The sequence below is a fragment of the Chamaesiphon minutus PCC 6605 genome (assembly GCF_000317145.1).
GTDB lineage: Bacteria > Cyanobacteriota > Cyanobacteriia > Cyanobacteriales > Chamaesiphonaceae > Chamaesiphon > Chamaesiphon minutus.
This window is the reverse complement of sequence record NC_019697.1, coordinates 4733470-4754473: the sequence shown is the minus strand read 5'-3', so window position 1 is coordinate 4754473 and position 21004 is coordinate 4733470. Positions and strand designations below refer to the sequence as shown.

The 21004-nt window shown below is 46.7% G+C and carries 21 protein-coding genes and 1 tRNA gene; 14 read left to right on the top strand and 8 right to left on the bottom strand.

The features are described from left to right. The first annotated feature begins 43 nt into the window (after window positions 1–43). Window positions 44–747, top strand: a protein-coding gene (locus CHA6605_RS33140) for an IS1 family transposase (RefSeq protein ID WP_422678764.1) whose coding sequence is annotated in 2 segments (ribosomal slippage) — window positions 44–383 and window positions 383–747 — 705 coding nt in all. Because the reading frame shifts where the segments join, the coding sequence is not laid out codon by codon here. Window positions 748–808: 61 nt separating this feature from the next. Here CHA6605_RS33140 and clpX read toward each other — a convergent pair. Together clpX and clpP are read right to left on the bottom strand one after the other, a co-directional pair. Beyond that, window positions 809–2194 (bottom strand): ATP-dependent protease ATP-binding subunit ClpX, encoded by a 1386-nt coding sequence (gene clpX, locus CHA6605_RS21605; RefSeq protein WP_086936340.1) that lies wholly within the window; start codon window positions 2192–2194, stop codon window positions 809–811. A gap of 220 nt (window positions 2195–2414) precedes the next feature. After that, complete coding sequence (gene clpP / locus CHA6605_RS21600; RefSeq protein WP_015161509.1) at window positions 2415–3062, bottom strand: ATP-dependent Clp endopeptidase proteolytic subunit ClpP; 648 nt, start codon at window positions 3060–3062, stop codon at window positions 2415–2417. An 88-nt stretch (window positions 3063–3150) separates the two neighbouring features. On the opposite strand from clpP, the gene CHA6605_RS34425 reads away from it, so the two are divergent. Next, on the top strand, window positions 3151–3360 hold the full coding sequence (locus CHA6605_RS34425) for a hypothetical protein (RefSeq protein WP_015161508.1): 210 nt from the start codon (window positions 3151–3153) through the stop codon (window positions 3358–3360). A 247-nt stretch (window positions 3361–3607) separates the two neighbouring features. Here CHA6605_RS34425 and tig read toward each other — a convergent pair whose 3' ends face one another. Beyond that, a complete protein-coding gene (gene tig / locus CHA6605_RS21595) occupies window positions 3608–4996 on the bottom strand; it encodes a trigger factor (RefSeq protein WP_015161507.1) in 1389 nt (462 codons plus the stop codon). A gap of 430 nt (window positions 4997–5426) precedes the next feature. On the opposite strand from tig, the gene CHA6605_RS21590 reads away from it, so the two are divergent. From CHA6605_RS21590 to CHA6605_RS21555, 8 genes are all read left to right on the top strand, one after another. Continuing rightward, window positions 5427–6452, top strand: coding sequence for an aspartate-semialdehyde dehydrogenase (locus CHA6605_RS21590; RefSeq protein WP_041549785.1), 1026 nt, complete (start codon window positions 5427–5429; stop codon window positions 6450–6452). A 261-nt stretch (window positions 6453–6713) separates the two neighbouring features. Further along, a complete protein-coding gene (dapA, locus tag CHA6605_RS21585) occupies window positions 6714–7610 on the top strand; it encodes a 4-hydroxy-tetrahydrodipicolinate synthase (protein ID WP_015161505.1) in 897 nt (298 codons plus the stop codon). Between the two features lie 602 nt (window positions 7611–8212). After that, on the top strand, window positions 8213–10030 hold the full coding sequence (locus CHA6605_RS21580; protein ID WP_015161504.1) for a ribonuclease J: 1818 nt from the start codon (window positions 8213–8215) through the stop codon (window positions 10028–10030). A 380-nt stretch (window positions 10031–10410) separates the two neighbouring features. Beyond that, window positions 10411–10617, top strand: coding sequence for a hypothetical protein (locus CHA6605_RS21575; RefSeq protein WP_015161503.1), 207 nt, complete (start codon window positions 10411–10413; stop codon window positions 10615–10617). 133 nt (window positions 10618–10750) lie between these two features. Next, a complete protein-coding gene (gene ccsB / locus CHA6605_RS21570) occupies window positions 10751–11758 on the top strand; it encodes a c-type cytochrome biogenesis protein CcsB (protein WP_015161502.1) in 1008 nt (335 codons plus the stop codon). A gap of 78 nt (window positions 11759–11836) precedes the next feature. After that, window positions 11837–12736, top strand: coding sequence for a KGK domain-containing protein (locus CHA6605_RS31940; protein ID WP_015161501.1), 900 nt, complete (start codon window positions 11837–11839; stop codon window positions 12734–12736). A 118-nt stretch (window positions 12737–12854) separates the two neighbouring features. Next, a complete protein-coding gene (gene folB / locus CHA6605_RS21560; RefSeq protein ID WP_015161500.1) occupies window positions 12855–13214 on the top strand; it encodes a dihydroneopterin aldolase in 360 nt (119 codons plus the stop codon). Between the two features lie 324 nt (window positions 13215–13538). Beyond that, window positions 13539–14990, top strand: coding sequence for a YcjF family protein (locus CHA6605_RS21555; RefSeq protein ID WP_015161499.1), 1452 nt, complete (start codon window positions 13539–13541; stop codon window positions 14988–14990). A 156-nt stretch (window positions 14991–15146) separates the two neighbouring features. Here CHA6605_RS21555 and CHA6605_RS21550 read toward each other — a convergent pair. Continuing rightward, window positions 15147–15219 (bottom strand) — tRNA-His (locus tag CHA6605_RS21550). 73 nt (window positions 15220–15292) lie between these two features. On the opposite strand from CHA6605_RS21550, the gene CHA6605_RS21545 reads away from it, so the two are divergent. Together CHA6605_RS21545 and CHA6605_RS21540 are read left to right on the top strand one after the other, a co-directional pair. Next, on the top strand, window positions 15293–15670 hold the full coding sequence (locus CHA6605_RS21545; protein ID WP_157260067.1) for a DUF4359 domain-containing protein: 378 nt from the start codon (window positions 15293–15295) through the stop codon (window positions 15668–15670). A gap of 97 nt (window positions 15671–15767) precedes the next feature. Further along, on the top strand, window positions 15768–16712 hold the full coding sequence (locus CHA6605_RS21540) for a TIGR04168 family protein (RefSeq protein WP_015161497.1): 945 nt from the start codon (window positions 15768–15770) through the stop codon (window positions 16710–16712). A 67-nt stretch (window positions 16713–16779) separates the two neighbouring features. Here the strand turns inward: CHA6605_RS21540 and CHA6605_RS21535 are convergent, their stop codons facing one another. Then, entirely contained in the window at window positions 16780–17271 is a 492-nt protein-coding gene (locus CHA6605_RS21535) for an acyl-CoA thioesterase (protein ID WP_015161496.1), read from the bottom strand. A gap of 78 nt (window positions 17272–17349) precedes the next feature. Between CHA6605_RS21535 and CHA6605_RS21530 the strand changes: the two genes are divergently transcribed. Then, window positions 17350–18240 (top strand): ChaN family lipoprotein, encoded by an 891-nt coding sequence (locus CHA6605_RS21530; RefSeq protein ID WP_015161495.1) that lies wholly within the window; start codon window positions 17350–17352, stop codon window positions 18238–18240. Between the two features lie 88 nt (window positions 18241–18328). Here the strand turns inward: CHA6605_RS21530 and CHA6605_RS21525 are convergent, their stop codons facing one another. Both CHA6605_RS21525 and CHA6605_RS21520 read right to left on the bottom strand, forming a co-directional pair. After that, the gene (locus CHA6605_RS21525; RefSeq protein ID WP_015161494.1) at window positions 18329–19654 is read right to left on the bottom strand and encodes a hemolysin family protein; all 1326 of its coding nucleotides are present in this window, start codon (window positions 19652–19654) and stop codon (window positions 18329–18331) included. Window positions 19655–19716: 62 nt separating this feature from the next. Further along, window positions 19717–20493, bottom strand: coding sequence for a WecB/TagA/CpsF family glycosyltransferase (locus CHA6605_RS21520; protein WP_015161493.1), 777 nt, complete (start codon window positions 20491–20493; stop codon window positions 19717–19719). Between the two features lie 20 nt (window positions 20494–20513). On the opposite strand from CHA6605_RS21520, the gene CHA6605_RS34420 reads away from it, so the two are divergent. Beyond that, the gene (locus CHA6605_RS34420; RefSeq protein ID WP_157260066.1) at window positions 20514–20660 is read left to right on the top strand and encodes a hypothetical protein; all 147 of its coding nucleotides are present in this window, start codon (window positions 20514–20516) and stop codon (window positions 20658–20660) included. On the opposite strand, the gene CHA6605_RS21515 is transcribed toward CHA6605_RS34420, so the two are convergent. Beyond that, complete coding sequence (locus CHA6605_RS21515; protein WP_015161492.1) at window positions 20643–20903, bottom strand: hypothetical protein; 261 nt, start codon at window positions 20901–20903, stop codon at window positions 20643–20645. The genes CHA6605_RS34420 and CHA6605_RS21515 overlap by 18 nt on opposite strands. Window positions 20904–21004 lie beyond the last annotated feature (101 nt).

Below are 21004 nucleotides of genomic sequence, written 5' to 3'. Positions count from 1 at the left end.
AGTGTAAAGTTGACTAAAAACAATGAACAGTAAATTAGAGTCGATCGAATGTCCAGAGTGTAAGTCAACTCGTGTTAATAAAAATGGGCATAAAGCAGGCAAACAGAATCATATCTGTGTTGATTGCGGCAGACAATTCATAGATTGTTATCAAACTGATCAAGGTTATGGAGAAGAAATTAAAAAAGAATGTCTCCTCATGTATGTAAATGGGATGGGTTTCAGAGCAATTGAGCGAATTAAGGGAGTACATCATACAAGTATTATTAATTGGGTTAAGCAAGTCGGTGAATTACTCCCAAATGCTTATGCACCAGAAATAATTCCACAAGTAGGAGAGCTGGATGAACTAGAAACATTTGTTGGCTCAAAAAAAACAAAATCTGGCTCTGGACGGCAGTAAATCACTTTCACCCAGGAATTTTAGGATGGGTACTGGGCGACCACAGTGCAAAAACTTTTCAGCCATTATGGGAACTAGTCAGTAGCTGGAAATGCTACTTTTACATCACGGATGGATGGCCAGTCTACCCGATATTTATTCCAGATGGAGACCAGATTATTTGTAAAACTTATATGACTAGAGTAGAGGGAGAAAATACAAGGCTTAGACACTATTTAGCCAGACTTCATCGCAAGACGCTTTGCTATTCTAAGTCGAAAGAAATGCTGGCACATTCAGTTAGATTACTAATTCACTATCTCAAGTTCTGGGATGTTCCCATCCCATATTCAGCTAACTATTAAATGTAGCTAAAGATTTCATCCTATTTTGAATATTTTTTTGGTCTCGAAGCTTGCGCGCCGCCTAAGCGGCGGTCGCCATATCATACATCAATTCAGCAACGCCAATTAATAATTCCGCAGTCGATCTTTTCTCGACCATTTCCCGTGTAATAGTACAGCGAGTGAGATCTTTGCGCGAGGGTAGCTCGTACATGACATCGAGCATCAATTCCTCCACAATCCCGCGTAAGGCTCTAGCTCCGGTTTTGCGGCGATGTGCTTCTTTGGCGATCGCGCGAATTGCGTCGGGATGAAAGTCGAGGGCGACGTTATCCATATGCAGCAACTTCTCATACTGCTTGACGAGGGCACTCCGTGGCTCTGTCAAAATCGATACCAGTGTGTTTTCATCCAGGGGATTAAGGGTAGCGATGACGGGGACGCGACCGATAAATTCTGGAATTAGGCCGTATTTAACTAGGTCTTCTGGTTCTAGGTGCTTCATCATATCGGCAGCGCGCTGTTCGCGGTTGGGAGTCTCGCCCTGTTGGATAAAGCCCATCGACTTTTTGCCCATCCGCTGTTCGATAACTTTTTCTAGCCCCACAAATGCCCCACCACAGATAAACATGATGTTGCTGGTATCGATTTGAATGCAGTCTTGATAGGGGTGCTTGCGACCGCCTTGAGGTGGTACGCTGGCGATCGTGCCTTCGAGCATTTTGAGGAGTGCTTGCTGGACGCCTTCGCCAGAGACATCGCGAGTGATTGAGGGATTTTCGCTTTTACGAGCAATTTTATCGATTTCGTCGATGTAGATGATACCGCGTTGGGCTTCTTCGACATCTAAATCGGCAACTTGGAGCAATCGCAACAGGATATTTTCGACATCTTCACCGACATAGCCTGCTTCGGTGAGGGTGGTAGCATCAGCAACGGCAAAAGGGACATCTAAAACTTTGGCCAATGTCTGCGCGAGCATGGTTTTACCACAACCTGTCGGGCCGATGAGCAAGATATTCGACTTTTGCAGTTCTACCCCATCATCAGTAGCGTTGGCTTTATGTACGCCGTTGACCCCTGTCGCAGGCTGTGTGGCGTTGGGAGTACTTTTAGCTTGGGCGTAGCTGAGTCGCTTGTAATGGTTATAAACAGATACTGAGAGCACTTTTTTGGCTTCGTCTTGGCCGATCACGTGCTCGTCTAGATATTTCTTTAACTCGCGGGGTTTGGGCATCTGGCTGAGATTCATCGGCACAGATTCGCGACGCTTGCGCTGCGGTTCGGGTTTGGCTGGCGGATGACTCACTGGGCCGTTCGGATCTAATAATTCTTCATCGAGGATTTCATTACATAACTCTACACATTCATCACAGATATAGACTCCTGGCCCCGCAATTAACTTGCGAACTTGTTCTTGCGATTTACCACAAAAAGAACATTTGAGATGGGAGTCATAGTTTTTTATAGCTGGCATATTAGTGAGCGTGCCTCGTGAAGCAAGATAGAGTAAGATCGGCGATCGGGAACTCGGTGCTCGATTAGCGTTTGCCTGAGATTCGGGGTCAACGATCGATTAGATCGAAAATAGTGGAAGACGATCGCTACATTATATATTTAATTGCTCGATGAGATCGTCGATCGAGCGAACGCATTATGATTCTGTAGGCGATCGCTGACAATATTACCTAAGTACGCTCGATGGTTTCGTCGATTAAGCCATAAGCTTGAGTCTCAGCGGGGGACATCCAAAAATCGCGTTCGGTATCTTCAGCAATGCGCTCGATCGGTTGTCCGGTATGATAGGCGAGCAAACCGTTAAGATGATTTTTGAGATATAAGATTTCCCGTGCTTGAATTTCGATGTCTACGGCTTGTCCTTGGGCACCACCTAACGGTTGATGGATCATAATCCGCGAATTAGGCAAGGATCTGCGTTTGCCCGGTGCGCCACTAGCTAATAAAAACGCGCCCATACTGGCAGCCAAACCATAGCAAGTAGTGGCCACATCGGGACGAATTTGCTGCATGGTGTCATAAATTGCCATCCCTGCTGTAATCGATCCACCAGGAGAATTGATATATAGTTGGATATCTTTTTCGGGATCTTCTGCTTCGAGGAAGAGCATTTGAGCGACGAGGGTATCGGCAACACCGTCGTTAACTTCACCGCCCAAGAAAATGATTCGTTCGCGTAATAATCTAGAGTAGAGATCGAAGGCGCGTTCGCCCATCCCCGATTGTTCTACCACCATCGGTACCACATTGGTACTGGCAAAGATTTCGCTGCGATTGTAACTAGTAATCGACCCGTAGCTAGAATTTGATGCAAGCATGGTGGAATACCTGTAAAAGAAAAGTGAGAATGTCGTACAGGTGGGATTTTTTCACCTATTTAATTGGATTATACCAATCTCTTAGATAATGTTGTGCCCCAACGCAGGGGTAATACGTTCGGTAAACCTGACTGGATGCGTGAGTTACGTCGATTTTATCGCGATCGGAGCAGCCGTTGCAGAACTAGTAGTCTGCGGCGTAAATAAGGTTAATATTTTGCGGGGAGCGAGCGATTTGCGCACGCCTTTGTTTCCCGACGGGTTAGCGCATCAAGACAGCGGGGAAGGAAATGGTTAGTTAATTTCTGCCGCATAGTACTAGTATAAATTTTGCTCGCTTTGGATATTCAATCTCTAATTGTTCTCTAGGAAAAATGTATTAATTCGCTCGTCCGCGCTACGATCTAGAGCTATTTATTTACTAATTGATGCAGCCGCTCAGTTCGATGCGAGATCCAATCGGATCGGACTGCTGTATTAATGTGAGATTAAAGATCGCTCTTTAATCTCACATTGAGGTATTAACTGTCTCGATCGAATCGAGTTTATTCAGCTACAGCTTCGGCTAAAATATCGATCGCTTCAGATTCGCCTGCACTGGTAGCTTCGTCGTCTTCAACGGTAGCTTTTAACGAGCCTTCGGGGACTAATTCTACCTTGGCATGTTCTTTGAGCCATTCGAGCGTTTTCTCTTTTTGAAGATCTTCGGTAATGAAGCTGCGCAAGCGATTTTCATCGATATTTTCACCAGCTAATTGGGGAATAATTTCCGACATTTTGGCCGCAATGTCTTCGTCGCCAACAGTAATGTTCTCACGTTTGGCGATTTCGGCGATCGCGAGTTGCTGTTTGATGTTGGAGATGGCATCGGGGCGGCAATTTTCCTTCATTTTGGGAATTGTTTCCCGCGTGAAGAGTTTATTGACATCCATCCCATATTGACTGAATTGGTTGGCCATTTGGTTGAGGATGTTCATCGTTTCCCGCTCGATGGCTGTCTCTGGCAAATCTGCTTCGGCGACGTCAATCAGGGCAGTTTCGATCGCGGTGGTGATATTTTGGTCGGTAGATTTTTTAGCTTGTTCTTGGAACCGCGTGACGATCGATTCGCGGTATTCTGCTAGGGTGTCAAAATCACTTGCTTCTTTGGCAAAATCGTCGTCTAAGGCAGGTAATTCTTGCTCTTTGAGATCTTTGAGGACGACATTAAAAATCGCGGGTTGGGCGGCCAAATCTTCGCGCGGATAATCGGCGGGAAAAGTCACATTTACTTCGCGAGTTTCGCCGACATTCATGCCGACAATGCCATGGACGAGATCGCTAATGAATTTACCTTCAGATAATTCGATGTCAAAATCGTCAGCTTGAGCACCATCGATGAGCGTACCGTCGGCGAGTTTGCCCTCATAGTCAACTACAGCAATATCTTCCAGCTTGGCCGCACGTCCGACAACGGGAACTGTCGTGGCTTTTTCACGGCGTTGGCGATCGATAAAATCATCTACTTGGGCGGGATCGTAAACGATTTCTTCGGCTTTGACAGCCAATCCGGTATAAGTACCTAAGGTTACTGTGGGTGGAACATCTACTGTCGCCCCAAAAGTCAAAGCTTGTCCGGGGACGTAGGTTTCGAGTAATTTGTCGAAATCGGATGTAATCTGGTAATTACCGATCGCGGGGACTGATTCTTGCTCGATGGCTTGATTTATTGATGGTTCGAGCAATGCTTCGAGGGCCATTGCTTTGACCTGAGTTTGACCCATCCGTTGTAAGATGACTTGTCTTGGGATTTTCCCCTTGCGGAACCCAGGAATATTGGCACTGGTAGTCAGTTTTTTAATTGCCTGTTCGTAGTATTTAGTCGTTTGGTCTCCGGTTACTTCTATCTGCAAACCAATCCGGCTGTGTTCGAGTTTTTCCTGGGTAACTTTCATGATGTGTATGTCCGACAACAGTCAATGACGATATGTAATGGGCTGGGAAATCGCGTACTTATGATATGCTTAGGTCTATAGCCAGTGAGATCGTTAAAGGTAGCATACAATTCGACTTAACTGCTTGCAGCAAGGCAAAGTCGCACTGCAAGCCCGCTACCTAGAGTAGGTTGCTATAGACGCATTATTTATCTAAAATGCCAAGTTTATCTGCACGATTCACCTATTTGATGATAGTACATTGCCGTTCGGTATTAGGTATTTAAGACGGGGGATTTGCGATTTAGAGTGTTGGGCATTAGATATTCGAGCGATGTGCGGATCGATGATTTATAGATCGACGATCGATGCGTACCTGAGATCCGTCAGGCTGAGGGCACCGCTGAAATGCGGGTAAAATTTTTAGATAATATCAGTGGAGGTAGCTTTCTTGTCCGAGCGATATCGTGTAGCTATTTTAGGGGCGACAGGCGCTGTCGGTACCGAATTAATCGAATTACTAGCAAGTCGCAATTTTCCGATTGCCGAACTCCGACTGTTTGCTTCGCCGAAGTCAGCGGGAACCAAGTTAAAGTTCAAAGGTGCGGAAATTACGGTAGAGTGCGTTGACGATCGCTCTTTCGAGGGGATCGATATCGTGCTGGCGTCTGCTGGTGGCTCGACATCGAAAGCTTTGGCTCCCCAAGCTGTCGCGGCTGGCGCGGTAGTAATCGACAACTCCAGTGCTTTTCGGATGCGCCCAGATGTACCCTTAGTCATTCCCGAGGTAAATCCTCATGCGGCAGCGGAGCATCAGGGGATTATCGCCAATCCCAACTGTACGACGATTTTGATGGCGGTGGCGATTTATCCGCTGCATCAAGTTCAGCCGATTCAACGCGTTGTGGCGGCTACCTACCAATCGGCTAGCGGTGCGGGTGCCAGAGCGATGGCAGAAGTGGAAACCCAAAGTCGGGATATCCTAGACGGCAAAACACCTAAGCCGGAAATTTTCCCCTATCCGTTAGCGTTTAATTTATTTCCCCACAATACCCCGATCGACGATCGCGGCTACTGTGAAGAGGAAATGAAGATGGTTAACGAAACCCGCAAAATTTTCGGTGCCCCAGATTTGCGCGTTACGGCTACCTGCATCCGCGTACCCGTCCTCCGCGCGCACTCCGAGGCGATCAACCTCGAATTTGCCGCACCCTTCGATCCAGAGCGAGCCAGAGCGATTTTAGCCAACGCTCCAGGTGTAAAATTAGTCGAAGATTGGAGTGCCAATTATTTTCCGATGCCGATCGATGCTTCAGGTAAAGATGAAGTGCTCGTCGGACGCATCCGTCGCGATATTTCGCACCCCAATGGGCTAGAATTATGGCTCTGCGGTGACCAAATCCGCAAAGGTGCAGCTCTCAATGCCGTCCAAATTGCCGAGCTACTCATCGAGAACAATTGGCTCAAGCGGAAGTAGTCGAATGAAAACATTGCGATCGGGCCAAATAGATTCTGGCATAAATCTCGATACTTAAGACTGCTAGTGGGGAGGACGGGTTTGAATTAGATTTTTAAAATTATCTGTAAGTTATGGCATAAACTCGCCCCTACAGATCTGGTTACTCTAATCTTCCTTCCTGCAAATGCCCTAATCCCTGCTTGGTGCGCTCAATCATTGGGAAACCCAACTTTTCGCGCATCCGCTACCCCCTAATCCCTATCCCCTAATCCCTATCCCATGACAATCGATTTCGGACGAGTCATCACGGCCATGATTACACCTTTCGATCTCGAAGGGAACGTCCACTACGCCGAAGCCGAGAAATTAGCCGCGCATTTAGCGGCAAATGGTTCGGATGGCATTGTCGTCTGCGGGACGACAGGCGAGTCGCCGACACTGAGTTGGGAAGAAGAGTACGAACTATTTCAAGTCGTGCAAAAGGCGGTAGCGGGCAAAGTCAAAGTAATTGCGGGTACGGGGTCAAATTCTACTAGCGAGGCGATCGAAGCCACTCAAAAAGCTGCTAAACTAGGAGTAGATGGAAGTTTGCAAGTGGTACCTTACTATAACAAACCCCCACAGATTGGTTTGTACCAGCACTTCGAGGCGATCGCGTCAGCTTGTGACTTACCGATGATGCTCTATAATATCCCCGGTCGGACGGGGCAACACTTAGAGCCAGAGACGATCTCTAAATTAGCTAAACTAGATGGAATTGTAGCAATTAAGGAAGCTACGGGTAATCTAGATATAGTCAGTCAGATTCGCAGCCTCACACCACCAAATTTTAAAATTTACTCTGGTGATGATTCGTTGACATTACCAATGCTGTCAGTAGGCGGATATGGAGTAGTCAGCGTTGCCAGTCATTTAGTCGGGAAAGAAATCCAGGCGATGGTTGCGGCTTTTGAATCGGGACACAACCAGCTTGCGACTCAGATGCACATCAAAATGCTCCCTCTATTCAAAGGGCTGTTTTTCGCACCAAATCCAATGCCAATTAAAGCAGCTTTAAAATTGCAAGGTTGGGAAGTCGGCGGACTGAGATTGCCAATGTGCGAGTTACCCTCAGAATTATTGCCGCAGCTCCAGCAGTTGCTCCAACAACAAGGACTACTTAAAATAGCAAAATAACGATTTAATTTCACCCTCGATCGACTCAGGTAGTAATTACCACAATCGGCGATTACCTCCGGTAGGCTACGCCAACGATTGACCCATTACAAATATTATGATACAACTAAGGTAACGGAGAAAAATATCCACGAGCTTCTAAAGCTGCAAGGTTAAAATTTGACAAGTTAGCAGCATCAACTTTGTCAGGTCGATCGAGTCAAGCCCGATCGGTATCATTAAAAATCAGAACTAGATCGACACAAGAGCGAATTCCAATACTCTCGACCTAGAACGATAAATATTCAGTTAGTTTAATAGTAGCAAGTGCAAATTTCCAGCGCATAGTTTTAGCAAGTTGTCTTACCTGTTTTCTCTTGAGGATAGAGTATTGTAGTCAACAGTAGCAGTCGTTAGATTCCGGATTGTAGCAATTTTCATTAAGGAAATAAGTTTCGTTTGTCCGGGATCTGAGAGCGAAAACAGATCTGGCGATCGACTACATATAAAAATTCGATTTACATTATCAAAGTCGGACAGCAAATTAAGTTAATTGCAACCGATTAAAAAATCGACTCGAACAGTTTTGTTTAAAATTCATCCAACTATCTAAGTTTATCTAAATGAGTCCAATTCTTAAATCATCCACCACCCCCGTAGCCAACAAAAATTCATCCGAACCAACTCTAAAAGTGATTCCATTGGGTGGTTTGCATGAAATTGGTAAAAACACCTGCGTCTTTGAAATAAACGATGAGATTTTATTGCTAGATGCAGGCTTGGCATTCCCTACCGATGGTATGCACGGTATCAATATCGTCTTGCCAGATATGACTTATCTGCGGGAAAATCAGCACAAAATCAAAGGGATGATCGTCACCCACGGACATGAAGATCATATCGGTGGGATTCCCTATCACCTCAAGCAATTTGACATCCCCGTCATCTACGGCCCTCGCCTAGCTATGGCCTTGTTGCAAGGTAAGCTTGAAGAAGCAGGCGTCGCCGATCGCACGAAAATTAAAACAGTCGCCCCGCGCGATATCGTCCGCATCGGTCAATCCTTCTTTGTCGAGTTCATTCGCAATACCCACTCGATCGCCGATAGCTTTACAGTTGCGCTACATACTCCCGTCGGCGTAGTCATCCATACAGGCGACTTTAAATTCGACCATACCCCCGTCGATGGCGAAGCTTACGATTATGCCAAGCTTGCCGAGCATGGTGAAAAAGGCGTCCTGTGTTTGATCAGCGATTCTACCAACTCTGAGATCCCTGGCTTTACACCTTCCGAACGTTCCGTTTTCCCCAACCTCGACAGGTTTATCTCGCAAGCCAAAGGTCGAGTGATGGTGACTACCTTCTCGTCATCCGTCCACCGGATCAATATGACGATCGAGCTAGCCATGAAGTACAATCGCAAAGTCTGCGTTGTCGGTCGATCGATGCTCAACGTGATCGCTCACGCTCGCAACTTAGGCTACATTAACTGTCCCGATGATGTGTTTGAGCCACTGCAATCAGCAAACCATCTCCCTGATGATAAAGTATTAGTCCTAACTACAGGTTCTCAGGGTGAAACCCTCGCCGCCATGACGCGGATTGCCAACGGTCAACACCGTCAAGTGCGGATTCGTAAAGGCGATACAATTATCTTCTCTGCTAACCCAATTCCGGGCAATACGATTGCTGTAGTCAACACGATCGATAAATTGATGATGCAAGGTGCTAACGTCATTTACGGGCGCGACAAAGGCATTCACGTTTCTGGACACGGCTGTCAGGAAGACCAGAAATTGATGCTCAGCCTCACCCGTCCGAAATACTTTATCCCCGTTCATGGCGAACACCGGATGCTCATCAAGCACTCCCAAACCGCTCAAAGTATGGGCATTCCGGCTGAAAATATGGTGATTATCGATAATGGTGACATTGTCGAACTGACCGAAAATAGTATCGGCAAGAATGGTAAGGTACCTTCGGGAGTTCAACTCGTCGATAATGCTGGGATCGTCCACGACCAAGCACAAGTCATGGAAGAGCGCAAACAGCTTGCTGGCGATGGCGTCGTAACTGTAGCAGTCGCGATCGGCATGGATGGTAAAATGATGGTCAAACCACAGGTCAACCTGCGTGGTGTCGTCACTGGTGTCGAGCAGTCATTAGTCGCTGCTTTGATTCAAAAAACGATCGAAAATACGCTGATCGATCGGTGGGGACGGTTCGCCCGCACCTTTGAATCCGGCCAAGTCGATGTAGACTGGACTGGATTGCAAATCGAATTAGAAGCTGCGCTCCAACGCTTAGTCCGTCGCGAACTCCAAAGTCGTCCGTTGTTAGTATTAATGATGCAGTCGCCTGAAGATGCGGGTGCGAATCAAAATAATGCAGTACCAGTCGGTCGTCGCAAACAACGCTCGACGGCTAAAGTTGGTTCTTAAGACTGCGATCTAGAAAGTAATCGTTAAATAGTTTTAGGAGACTGTAACAATCTGCGTACAGTCTCTTTTTTTATGACTTAGGCGTTACGCAGTTGCAGAAAGCACAAACTAAGGCGCAGACAGATAAGAGCGCACAGCATCACGGACAATAGTGAGTTTAGACTCATACCAACTGATACCAGTGTTGAACCAGTGGAGTTCGAGCCTTGTTAAATGTTAAGAGCAAGACGCTATCGCCCTAAGGTGGTACCCGCTCCTCCACTCCCCTGTCTCCCCGCTCCCCACACCCATCACTCGATCGATAGAGAGATCCCCACCGAGGGCACAGTGGTAATTGAGCTAAAATATTAATAACTTTATAAATTCTCGATCTAGATCCAGTGGAAAGTAAGACAATTAACTGTAGCGAAGTTTGTGTCAACGGGTGCATTCAGCCCGATAGTTGCCAAAATCAAGCGCACGTCGAGTCCGCATCCAAATTTATTAACGAAACTTCATTAGATAAAATGCACGAGATCGCCGAGGAAGCGCGGCGGAAGAAATTGACGGCTCCACCAGTTTGGGTGATTCCCGATTGGCCAGAATAAATTGAGTTGGCGGTTGAGAGTTATCGCTGCGGCTAGCAGCGCAAGCGCGACTACCTCCGGTTGACTACGCCGACGATTCAGTTCCAGTTTACATTTCCACGTTCAAATCGATAGATCGCAAGATAGCTAATATATGAACTTAATATCGCTCCAGAACCAACTGGACAACATCTCTTTTGGCATCTTATTTGCAACGATGCTAATTTATTGGGTCGGTGCCGCTTTTCCCAAAATTCCATTTTTGCAAAACTTGGGCACTACTGGCATGGCGGTTGCCAATCTCTGCATCGCAGCTCTGTTGAGCGCGCGCTGGATCGAAGCAGGTTATTTTCCACTAAGTAACTTATACGAATCGCTATTTTTCCTGACTTGGGGCATCACCGCGATGCACCTATTTGCTGAAACTATCAGTCGGAGTGCGCTAGTAGGAGTTGTCACCGCGCCTGTGGCAATGTTGATTACCGCTTTTGCCGCATTGAAACTACCCGACGATATGCAGGCATCGGCACCACTAGTACCCGCATTAAAATCTAACTGGTTGATGATGCATGTCAGCGTGATGATGCTATCATACGCCACCTTATTGGTAGGCTCTGTCTTGGCGATCGCCTTTTTGTTTATCACTCGCGGTCAAGAAGTCGAATTACGCGGAAGTTCGTTTGGCGGTAGCGGTTATCGCTTAACTAGTAGTTTGGCTACTCAAACTAGCGAGCCAATTAGTCCTGCCCAACCGATGGCGATCTCGAAATCCGATGTCGGTAATACAGCAGTCCTCGAACTTCCGGCCATGTCGGCAACAGCCACTCTTACACCGCAGCGGTTAAGTTTAGCTGACACGCTCGATAATATCAGTTATCGGATTATCGGCTTGGGATTTCCATTACTGACGATCGGCATTATTGCAGGTGGTGTGTGGGCAAACGAAGCTTGGGGTTCTTATTGGAGCTGGGATCCTAAGGAAACTTGGGCGTTGATTTTGTGGTTGGTATTTGCGGCTTATTTACATTCACGCATTACGAAAGGTTGGCAAGGACGCAAACCCGCGCTTTTGGCTTCGGCTGGATTTGTAGTTGTGTGGATTTGTTATTTGGGTGTAAATCTGTTGGGCAAAGGACTACACAGTTACGGTTGGTTCCTGTAATATATTGTTGATGGGAATTCCCATCAACAATATCAGCTCGACCTATCGAAATTCGATCGAATTATTTGGAGAATATTTATGAGCGAGCACTTTGAATCACTGGAAAGTGGAGAAGTTATTTCAGTTCAGCACGATACCCAGGTCTTAAGCGGTCATCGAACTTTTAGGGTGGGCGAATTAAGCGAAGCGATCGAAAGTCATCTCAAAAAGGCGATCGAAAATTGGAATGAAGAAAACAATGGCTGGTTCAGCCCTCAGGGTATCGATTGCGAAGCTCTGAGATTTGGCTCTAATGGTTGGCAAAAAGGTCGGATTAGGTTGTGTTTGGAATTTTGCCCAGACGACGAGCCAAATGCCGCAGCGCAGAATCTCAGTAATAGCACTGTACCTGCTGCAAATCATCCTACTACCGCTCCAACTACAAATACCATTCAACCACCCCCACCGCCGAGCTTTTCGGCTCCCACTGACGATGTTCATCATCAGAGTAGCCTCGAATCTCCAGCAACGACACCAACATCGATTGCCGATAGTCCCGATCCCGTGCCGATGGCAGTACCCGTCGCAGCAGCTATCGGTACTGCTGCTGTAGCCGCAACAGTAGCTAGTTCCGTGCCAACAAACATTTTTGAGCCATCGATTCCACATCATGCCGAAACTACCTTAGAACCAGAAGAACATCATCCCGATGCCAACGTTCCGCATCATAACAGTTTTGATGAAATTGCTTTTGAATTCGATCGAGATAATCAGGATCGGGGAATCTTCGTACCAAATGGCAGAATGGAGTTGGATCTGACAGATCTAGGCTTGGATTTTTCCGAACACGATTTACTTAATTTTGAAGCTAATGGGATGTCGGAAGGTGCGGATGAGGGAATGAATCTTCAGGATTTGGGCAAACCAGAAAATTCTGGCATGTTAATCGATGAAGTATGGAATGAGATGAATCAGGGCAATTGGCCAGGAATTAATTAAATCCTAGTACTAAATTTTTGTGATGACATAATTAACTAGCGATCGCGATAAGATGACAAGACGCTGGCCAAATTTGGCTCGGTGACGATCGCTAACTTTTGGTACGACTTTCAAATTTATGGATGCAATTCAATTAACGGGGATTCGTTGTTACGGTTATACAGGACTTTTGCCAGAGGAGCAAATACTCGGACAGTGGTTTGAGGTCGATTTACGAATCGGTCTAGATTTAGCACCATCGGGTCAAAGCGATCGGATCGAGGATACACTCGATTATCGGAGTGTCATTTCAACTGTCAAAGAAATAATTGCCACAGCGAAGTTTGCCCTGATTGAAAAACTTGCTGAGACAATTATTACTAAAGTATTAGCGATCGATAAGGTGCAATCTGTAGAGTTAAAACTACACAAACCAGGCGCACCAATACCAGATTTTGGTGGCAAGATTACACTCGAATTGAGTAGGCACAATACTTAGTCGTCAATAACATCAAGTTGGTTGCTATTTTGGTGGGGGTAGGGCGGGGAGCGCAAAGAACAGGACACAGCAGCATCGCTGATTTAGAGTAGGATCTAGCTTTGGCATTATGTCCTTCTCGCCCCCGCCCTTCGCTCCCATCTCTAGTTTTCATACATAAATCCAGCCACACTAGGTGTACGAAGTCAATTCGATCGAACAGAGCGGGAAACCCCCATATTTAGCTCAGGTAAAGATCGGTATCTCACCTGCGCCGATCGGTCTAAATCGGGTAGTCTAGAGATAATGGGTATGATTCTTTAGCATTGAATTGACGGGGCATATATGACTGTGCAATTACAGCGTCCGCTTTTAGTTGGTGGGATTGGGCTAACATTGGGCTTGTGGGGTTTGGATAGTATTTCACACAACCTCGCAGGCATAGGCGATTGGTTGACACTGGGCACACTCGCCGCTGGCGGTGGTTACTGGTGGTATAGTCAGCGTGGCACCCAGGGACAAGCAGCCCCAGTCATCGTAAATATAAATCGCCTCACGCTGAATCGCGTGTTGAATCAAGTAGAATTAGCCATCGGTCAATTAGCGATCGAAAGTCCTGATTCGGCACACATCGCGCTATTACAACAACAATTACTTCAAGCTCAGACCAATTTAACTCGACCCGATCGTCATATTGCCATTACGGGCGGACAAAAAGTGGGTAAAAGCAGTTTGATGAAGCTACTGGTGGAACATCCCGTCCCGTCAATGACACCGCTGAAGTACATCGAGACACCAGGCTTATTTACCAGCGGCGCGCAGAGTCAGACAGCTAACGCCACCGCCGAACGAATGGCACTAAATTCGGATTTAGTCTTATTTGTCACCAATGGTGACTTGACGGCTAGTGAATATAAATATCTCACCGCACTGCATCAAGCTCATCAGCGCGTAATTTTACTATTCAACCAAGCCGATCGTTATTTACCAGACGAACGCAATCTGATTCTCCAAAAACTGCAAGTGACAGTCAAGGGGACGATCGCCGCTTCAGATATTGTAGCGACTAGTACCGCACCCGCACCGATTGAAGTTCGCAAAATTCAAGCCGATGGCAGTGTGCTTAAGAGCCGAGAATTACCGCCAGCAGACATCGGTAGCTTGGCAAGCCAACTGACTCAGATCCTAGCGACAGAGAGCGAAAAACTCTTATGGGCGAGTACTTATCGTCAAATTGCTGGCGTGCGAGTTGTTGCTAAAACCGAACTCAATCGAGTCAGACGCGAGCGCGCGTTACCGCTGGTCGAACAAAATCAGTGGATTGTTGGTGCCGCAGCTTTTGCAAATCCGGTACCCGCATTAGATCTACTCGCGACTGCGGCAGTTAACGCTCAAATGGTAATGGATTTGGGGGCGATTTATCAACAAAAATTCTCCTTAGAACACGCTCAATCCGCTGCTGGCGCGATGGGTAATGTCATGTTGAAATTAGGATTGGTAGAACTGTGTACGCAGACAGTTGCGGGAGTGCTCAAGACTAATGCTGTAACTTATGTCGCTGGCGGATTGGTGCAAGGCATAAGTGCTGCTTATTTGACCCACATCGCTGGTTTGACTCTGGTTGAATATCTCGAAGCTCAAGATCTCGTTGCTGCCGAACCCGCCCGCGACTGGAATCTCGATTTGCTCGGCAATACCCTCCAAAAGGTCTTCCAAGCCAACGAACGCGTCGCTTACATGCAAACGCTCGTCAAGCAAGGTATCGAACGCTTGATGCCCAATAGCGCGGCGGCTTGATTTAGTAATTGATAATTGCGATGCATCGATCTGGCGAGAACCTCTAGGTCGATGCGTCAAGACAGAAGATCGAACTTCAAAACCGTATATTAGATTTAGCCTAAAAACTGAAAAACCCCCAAACAACTTTGGGGGTTTTCGTGTGGTGTTTAAAAGGGCGAACGACGGGATTCGAACCCGCGAGTGGAGGTACCACAAACCTCTGCCATAACCACTAGGCGACGCTCGCCATGTCATAGACGTAAAACTCACTATAACATAGCTTCTGTAAATTAGTCTAGTGCTGCTGTAGAATAATTTTAGTGAGTGAGTCGATCGTAAATATGGCACGGTGGCAAATAGCATTACTCGGTATTTTTGCATTAGGCGGACTAGCCGCGACCAATCCCGATCGAGCGGCGTATGAAACCTATGCGGTCGAGCAAATTGGCAATCTGGCTAGAGACCAATGCGATCGCGATCCGGGTGGATTGGGTATTCTGGTTCAGGGGCCTTGTCGGGCAGCAGTCTCCGCCTATCTGCCACAACTTCGTCCGCTGCTATCTGCTACTACATCTCGTCAGAATTTGTTCTTATTTAGCATTTATCGATCGGATATCTCCGTTCCGGTTGCCAACTTCAATACTCGGATCGAATCGATCGGGATCTTCAATCGCTTCTTTACTTACAAGGCTCCCTAGCTGATTTTGGATGAAAATCTTCCCCATCTATTCATCCACCCATCCATCCATCAGCCCCTATAATGATGAAGGCGCAAGTTAAGTGCTCATCACAACCATGCTGGAGAATTCTCCCAAACCGATTAGAATTGCGATCGTTGGCGACGTTCACGACCAATGGGAAGAAGCCGATGCGATCGCGCTTCAACATTTAGACGTAGATTTAGTATTATTAGTTGGTGATTTTGGTAACGAAGCGGTCGAACTAGTCGGGCGGTTGGCAGCTTTAAATTTGCCCAAAGCGGCAATCTTTGGCAATCACGATGCTTGGTATACTGCTAGCGATTGGGGTCGCAGCAAACGCCCTTACGACCCGAAGGTCGAAGATCGCGTGCAGCAACAAATCGACCTGTTGGGAGCGAGTTCGGTTGGTTATGGCAAGTTAGATTTTCCGCAATTCAATCTTTCGGTCGTGGGGAGTCGTCCCTTTAGCTGGGGTGGTATGGAGTGGAAATATAGCGATTTTTATCAAGCCAGATATGGTATCGCTAGTTTTGAGGCATCTACTCAGCGGATTGTAGAGATGGGGATGAATGCGACTTGCGAACATTTGATTATCATCGGTCACAATGGGCCAACTGGACTAGGCGAAGATCCCGAATCGATATGTGGTAAAGATTGGGGCGAACCTATCGGTGGCGATTACGGCGATCCGGATTTAGCCGCAGCCATCGCGCAACTCCAGGAGCGGGGTAAATCGATTCCGCTGGTGACATTCGGGCACATGCACCATAAGCTCAGACATACCAAAGAACGCCTACGCCAGCCGATTGTGGTTCGTCCCGACACGGTTTATCTCAATGCGGCACGCTGTCCGCGCATTCTCTCGACGATCGAACGTACCGTCCGTAACTTTTCGCTGGTTACCATGATTGATGGCAAGGTAACTCAAGCTGGTTTGGTATGGATGACGGCAGATTTTCAGGTGGGTTTGGAAGAAGTTTACTGGCAGAGTGCTGCTGACGATCGACATGCGCCAGTCCCGACAACTAATGTTATGTAGAGATGGTTTTAGAACGGAGAAGGTAGTGGGAATCTGCAAAATTCACAATTTGCAATCCGTAATTATCTTACTCCCGCATTTTCACCAAGGCATCTTTAACCGTATTTGGTAATTGGCGCATGATTTTACCTTTTTCCCGATCGACCGCGACGAGGGTTACCATCCCAGTTAGGTAGGTAATTTCGCGATCGGCTGATTGGATTTCATATTCCCAGATAATCCGCACGCCTTCCATATCGATGGTGCGGGTTTTGACGATTGCCGACTCGCCCATTTTAAGCGATCGATGATAGCGAAGTGATAGATCCACTACCGGGAGATCGCAACCCATCGATACCAAATCGGCAAAATCAATTCCAATCGATTTTAGGCATTCGACTCTAGCTTCTTCCATCCAGGTGAGATAGGTACCGTGCCAGACAATCCCGCCATAGTCGGTGTGGTGGGGATGTACCACGATCGGATACTCAAACCAGTTGGCGGACATGGCTTGGTAACTCAATTTTTCGATCGAACTCTCTGTGGGAATTTGAGAGCGAATATCCGTAGTTTCTGCCATGACGATCTATCTGCGGTTAGTGATGCGGACAATGAGGTAGTGCGTTATGTTAACTGAATAATAGTATGTAGCGTTGATATGAATATACGCCGGATTGCCGTATTTGTTTGGGGGTTAATTGTAATTGTAGCTAGTAATACGATCGTGATGATGCCCACTGCGAGTGCCAACTCGTCTGCTCAAAACGATGTCCGATTTACATCGCAACAACAGCAAATCGTCGCACAGCTCAAAACTGCCAATGTCATCTATCTAGGTGAAACTCACGATCGACCGATCGATCGTCAACATCAGTTGGCAATTATTGAAGCCTTATTTCAGCATAACCCACAGGTCGCCATCGGCATGGAAATGTTTCAGCGTCCAGCGCAGCCGCTACTCGATCGCTATTTAGCGGGCAAAATTACTGTTGCCGAGTTGCGAGTGCAATCGGAATTTGATAAACGCTGGGGATATAAATGGGAAGATTACGCACCAATTTTAGAATTTGCTAAAGCCAATCGTTTGCCAGTCATCGCCCTCAATACCCCTACCGAAATCACTCGTAAGGCAGCCAGAGAAGGCTTGGAGAGCCTCACAGCAGCCGAACGACAATGGATACCGCCACTGACGGAAATCGATCGCTCTAACGCCAAATATCAGCAGATGATTTTGGGTAGTTACCGTCAACATGCCGGGATTGTTTCGATTTCGAGCAAAAGTTTCGACAGATTTTACAATGCCCAATTATTATGGGATGAGACGATGGCGGAGCGAGTTGCTAATTTTGTCAAGCAAAATCCGCGTTCCCAAAAGGTCGTTATTGCAGGTAGTTCGCATATTATTTATGGCTATGGTATTCCCGATCGAGTTTTACGGAGGGTAAGTGGTCCGAAATTTACCCAAAAGACAGTTTTACTCAGTCTCGATCGCGATTTACTTACATCCCCGAAACCTGCGGACTTTATCTGGGAAACAGTAAATAATTGACAATTGATAGTGAATAGTGGATGACTGGTAATGTTAGTTTTCGTACCTTTACCCAACCTAACATCTTATTCAATATCCGCTATCCACTTCAATCTCTCTCGATTTCTTCTATTTCCTCATCATTTTCCGAAAATTTAACTAATACTTTATCCACTCTTTTTCCATCCATATCGACAATTTCAAACCGCAACTTTCGCCATTCAAAATGTTCTCCAGAAATCGGTATTTTACCTAACTGCATGATTGCGAATCCGCCTAATGTATGATAGTTGCCGCGATCGATCGCACTTTCGGGAATACTAAATTGTTCGAGTAATTCTTCGATCGATAACATGCCATCTAACAGCCACGAACCATCGTCGCGCTGAATGATTTGGGGTTCTTCTGGTTCTTCGTTAAAATCGGTAATATCACCAAAGATCTCTTCAAACAGATCGTGCATGGTGACTAAGCCTTGAATCACACCATATTCATCCACGACCATCGCAATATGGGTGCCAAATTTCTTAAACTGTTCGAGTACTTTGAGACCGCGCGTACTTTCAGGGATAAATAGTGGTTGGCTCAGGGATGCAGTGAGATTGATTTCTTCACCCTTGAGAGTTTGGGAGAGTAAATCGGCAACATGAACGACACCCAAAACGCGATCGAGTTCGCCTTCACACACGGGCAAGCGGGAATAATCGCTATCGATAATTTTTTGGCGGGTAATCCCAATCTGGTCGTCGATATCGATCCAGGTAATATCTGGACGTGGCGTCATTAGCGCGCCGATTTTGAGATCGCCCAGACTGAGTACCCCTTCGACCATATCCTGCTCGGATTCCTCAAACATGCCCGTCTCCGTACCTTGTTCGATCATCACCTTGATTTCTTCTTCGGTGACTTCAGGCTGACTAGAGCGTTTAATTCCCAGTAGTTTGACTACAAAGTTGGTAGAGTGACCCAATACATAGATTAGTGGTGTCGATAGTCGTGCTAGCAGATCGATCGGTCTAGACAAAAAACTGGCAATTGTTTCTGGGCTATTTAAAGCTATCTGTTTGGGCACAAGTTCGCCGACGATCAGCGTCAGATATGTAAGTAACACAATTGCCAACGCTGATGAGATCGGTTCGCTATACTCGCGCGGTAATACTTGTGCCAATGGTGGTGTCAGTAGCCTAGAAATCGCACTTTCACCACGCGCCCCAGATAAAATTGCCATCAAGGTAATTCCCACTTGCACTGTGGGCAAGAAGCGATCGGGTGTCATTGCCAACCCCAATGCAATTCCAGCACGTCGATCTCCTCGATCTGCCAATGCTTGCAATCTGACTTTCCGGGCTGAGACGATCGCCATCTCAGACATCACAAATAAAGCATTGAGTAAAATCAGGAAGAAAACCAGCAATAATTCCGCAGTTAGGGACATGAAACCAAGAATGAAGGATTGTCTAAATACTGTCTCTAGTGTACTTGCTTAATGCGTAGTATCTAGTTCGGTGCGAGCTTGTCCTTGTGCTTACCCCATAATCTCTCTAAAATTGCCAGGATGGCAAATTGAGGTAGAGCTAAGGCTCTGCGCCAACGGCTGGGTTCTTGGGCAATGCGATACAACCATTCTAAATCCAGATTGCGGATATATTGTGGGGCGCGATTTTTGACGCCAGACCAGACGTCGAAACTGCCACCGACACCGATCCAAATAGCTTGCGGACACAAATGAAAGTTGTCGCGAATCCAAATTTCTTGTCGGGGCATTCCTAGCGCGACGAGGATGATTTTTGGCTGCGTAGACTGAATTTGATGCAGCAGTTTCGCCTGCTGTTCGGTATCGAGATAACCGTGTTCGATGCCTACAATTTTCAAGTTGGGTAACTCAGTTTGCCACTTTTGCGCCGCTTTCTGGACGATTTGGGGTTTGCCGCCATATAAAAAAACTGGATATTCACGATCTGCTTCACCTGCTAGACGGATTAAATCTTCGCCCAGATCGATGCCTGCATAGCGCGGTTGAGTGATGCCATGCAGTTTTAGAGCCATAATGATGCCCGAACCATCTGGGGTCACTAAGTCCGCATTGTGGATAATGGTTGATAGTTCGAGATCGTGAGTTGCTTGGATGACGATCTCCGCATTCATCGTCACAACGTGAGTACCAATGCCTCGTTGTAACCGATCGAGCAACCACGGAATGTAATCTTTAGACAGATGGACTGGTTGACCTAAAATCTTGAATTGTGGCAAAGGTGTAGATTCGCGCTCGGACATGGAATTAGCAGAGTGATTGAATGGTACGTCGATCTGGAGGAGAAACTGGTTGTCGATCTTCGCTGTTGGGGCGATCGATCCATGGCAAAGCTGCAAATATCAGCGATCTGGACATCGGCAGGCAAGAGTGTAAAAATCCGCGCTGGGATTTATTGCAGATCGTTTAGTTGAGCGAGCAGCCACTCATCTACAGGTTGTCCATCTTTGCGATCGATCTCGACAGAGATCGCCATGACTGCTCTAGAACCTACAGCAGCAGGTTGTTTGTTAAAGCTAATATTATAGTCGGCGGGATTTTCATTGCGCTGTTTGAGCCAATCTTCTACTTTTGTTTTGGCAAATAAAGATTGACCGCTCTCAAACATGCGATTGATTTGGAGTTGAATGCTGTGAGGATTGTGCTGTGCCATAAAAATAATTAACTTAGTCGATTGTCGATGGTCGATCGCCAGGAGGGATCGAGAGCGATCGATCTGACGGAGTAAAATCTATGGGTTGGGATCGTCGATCT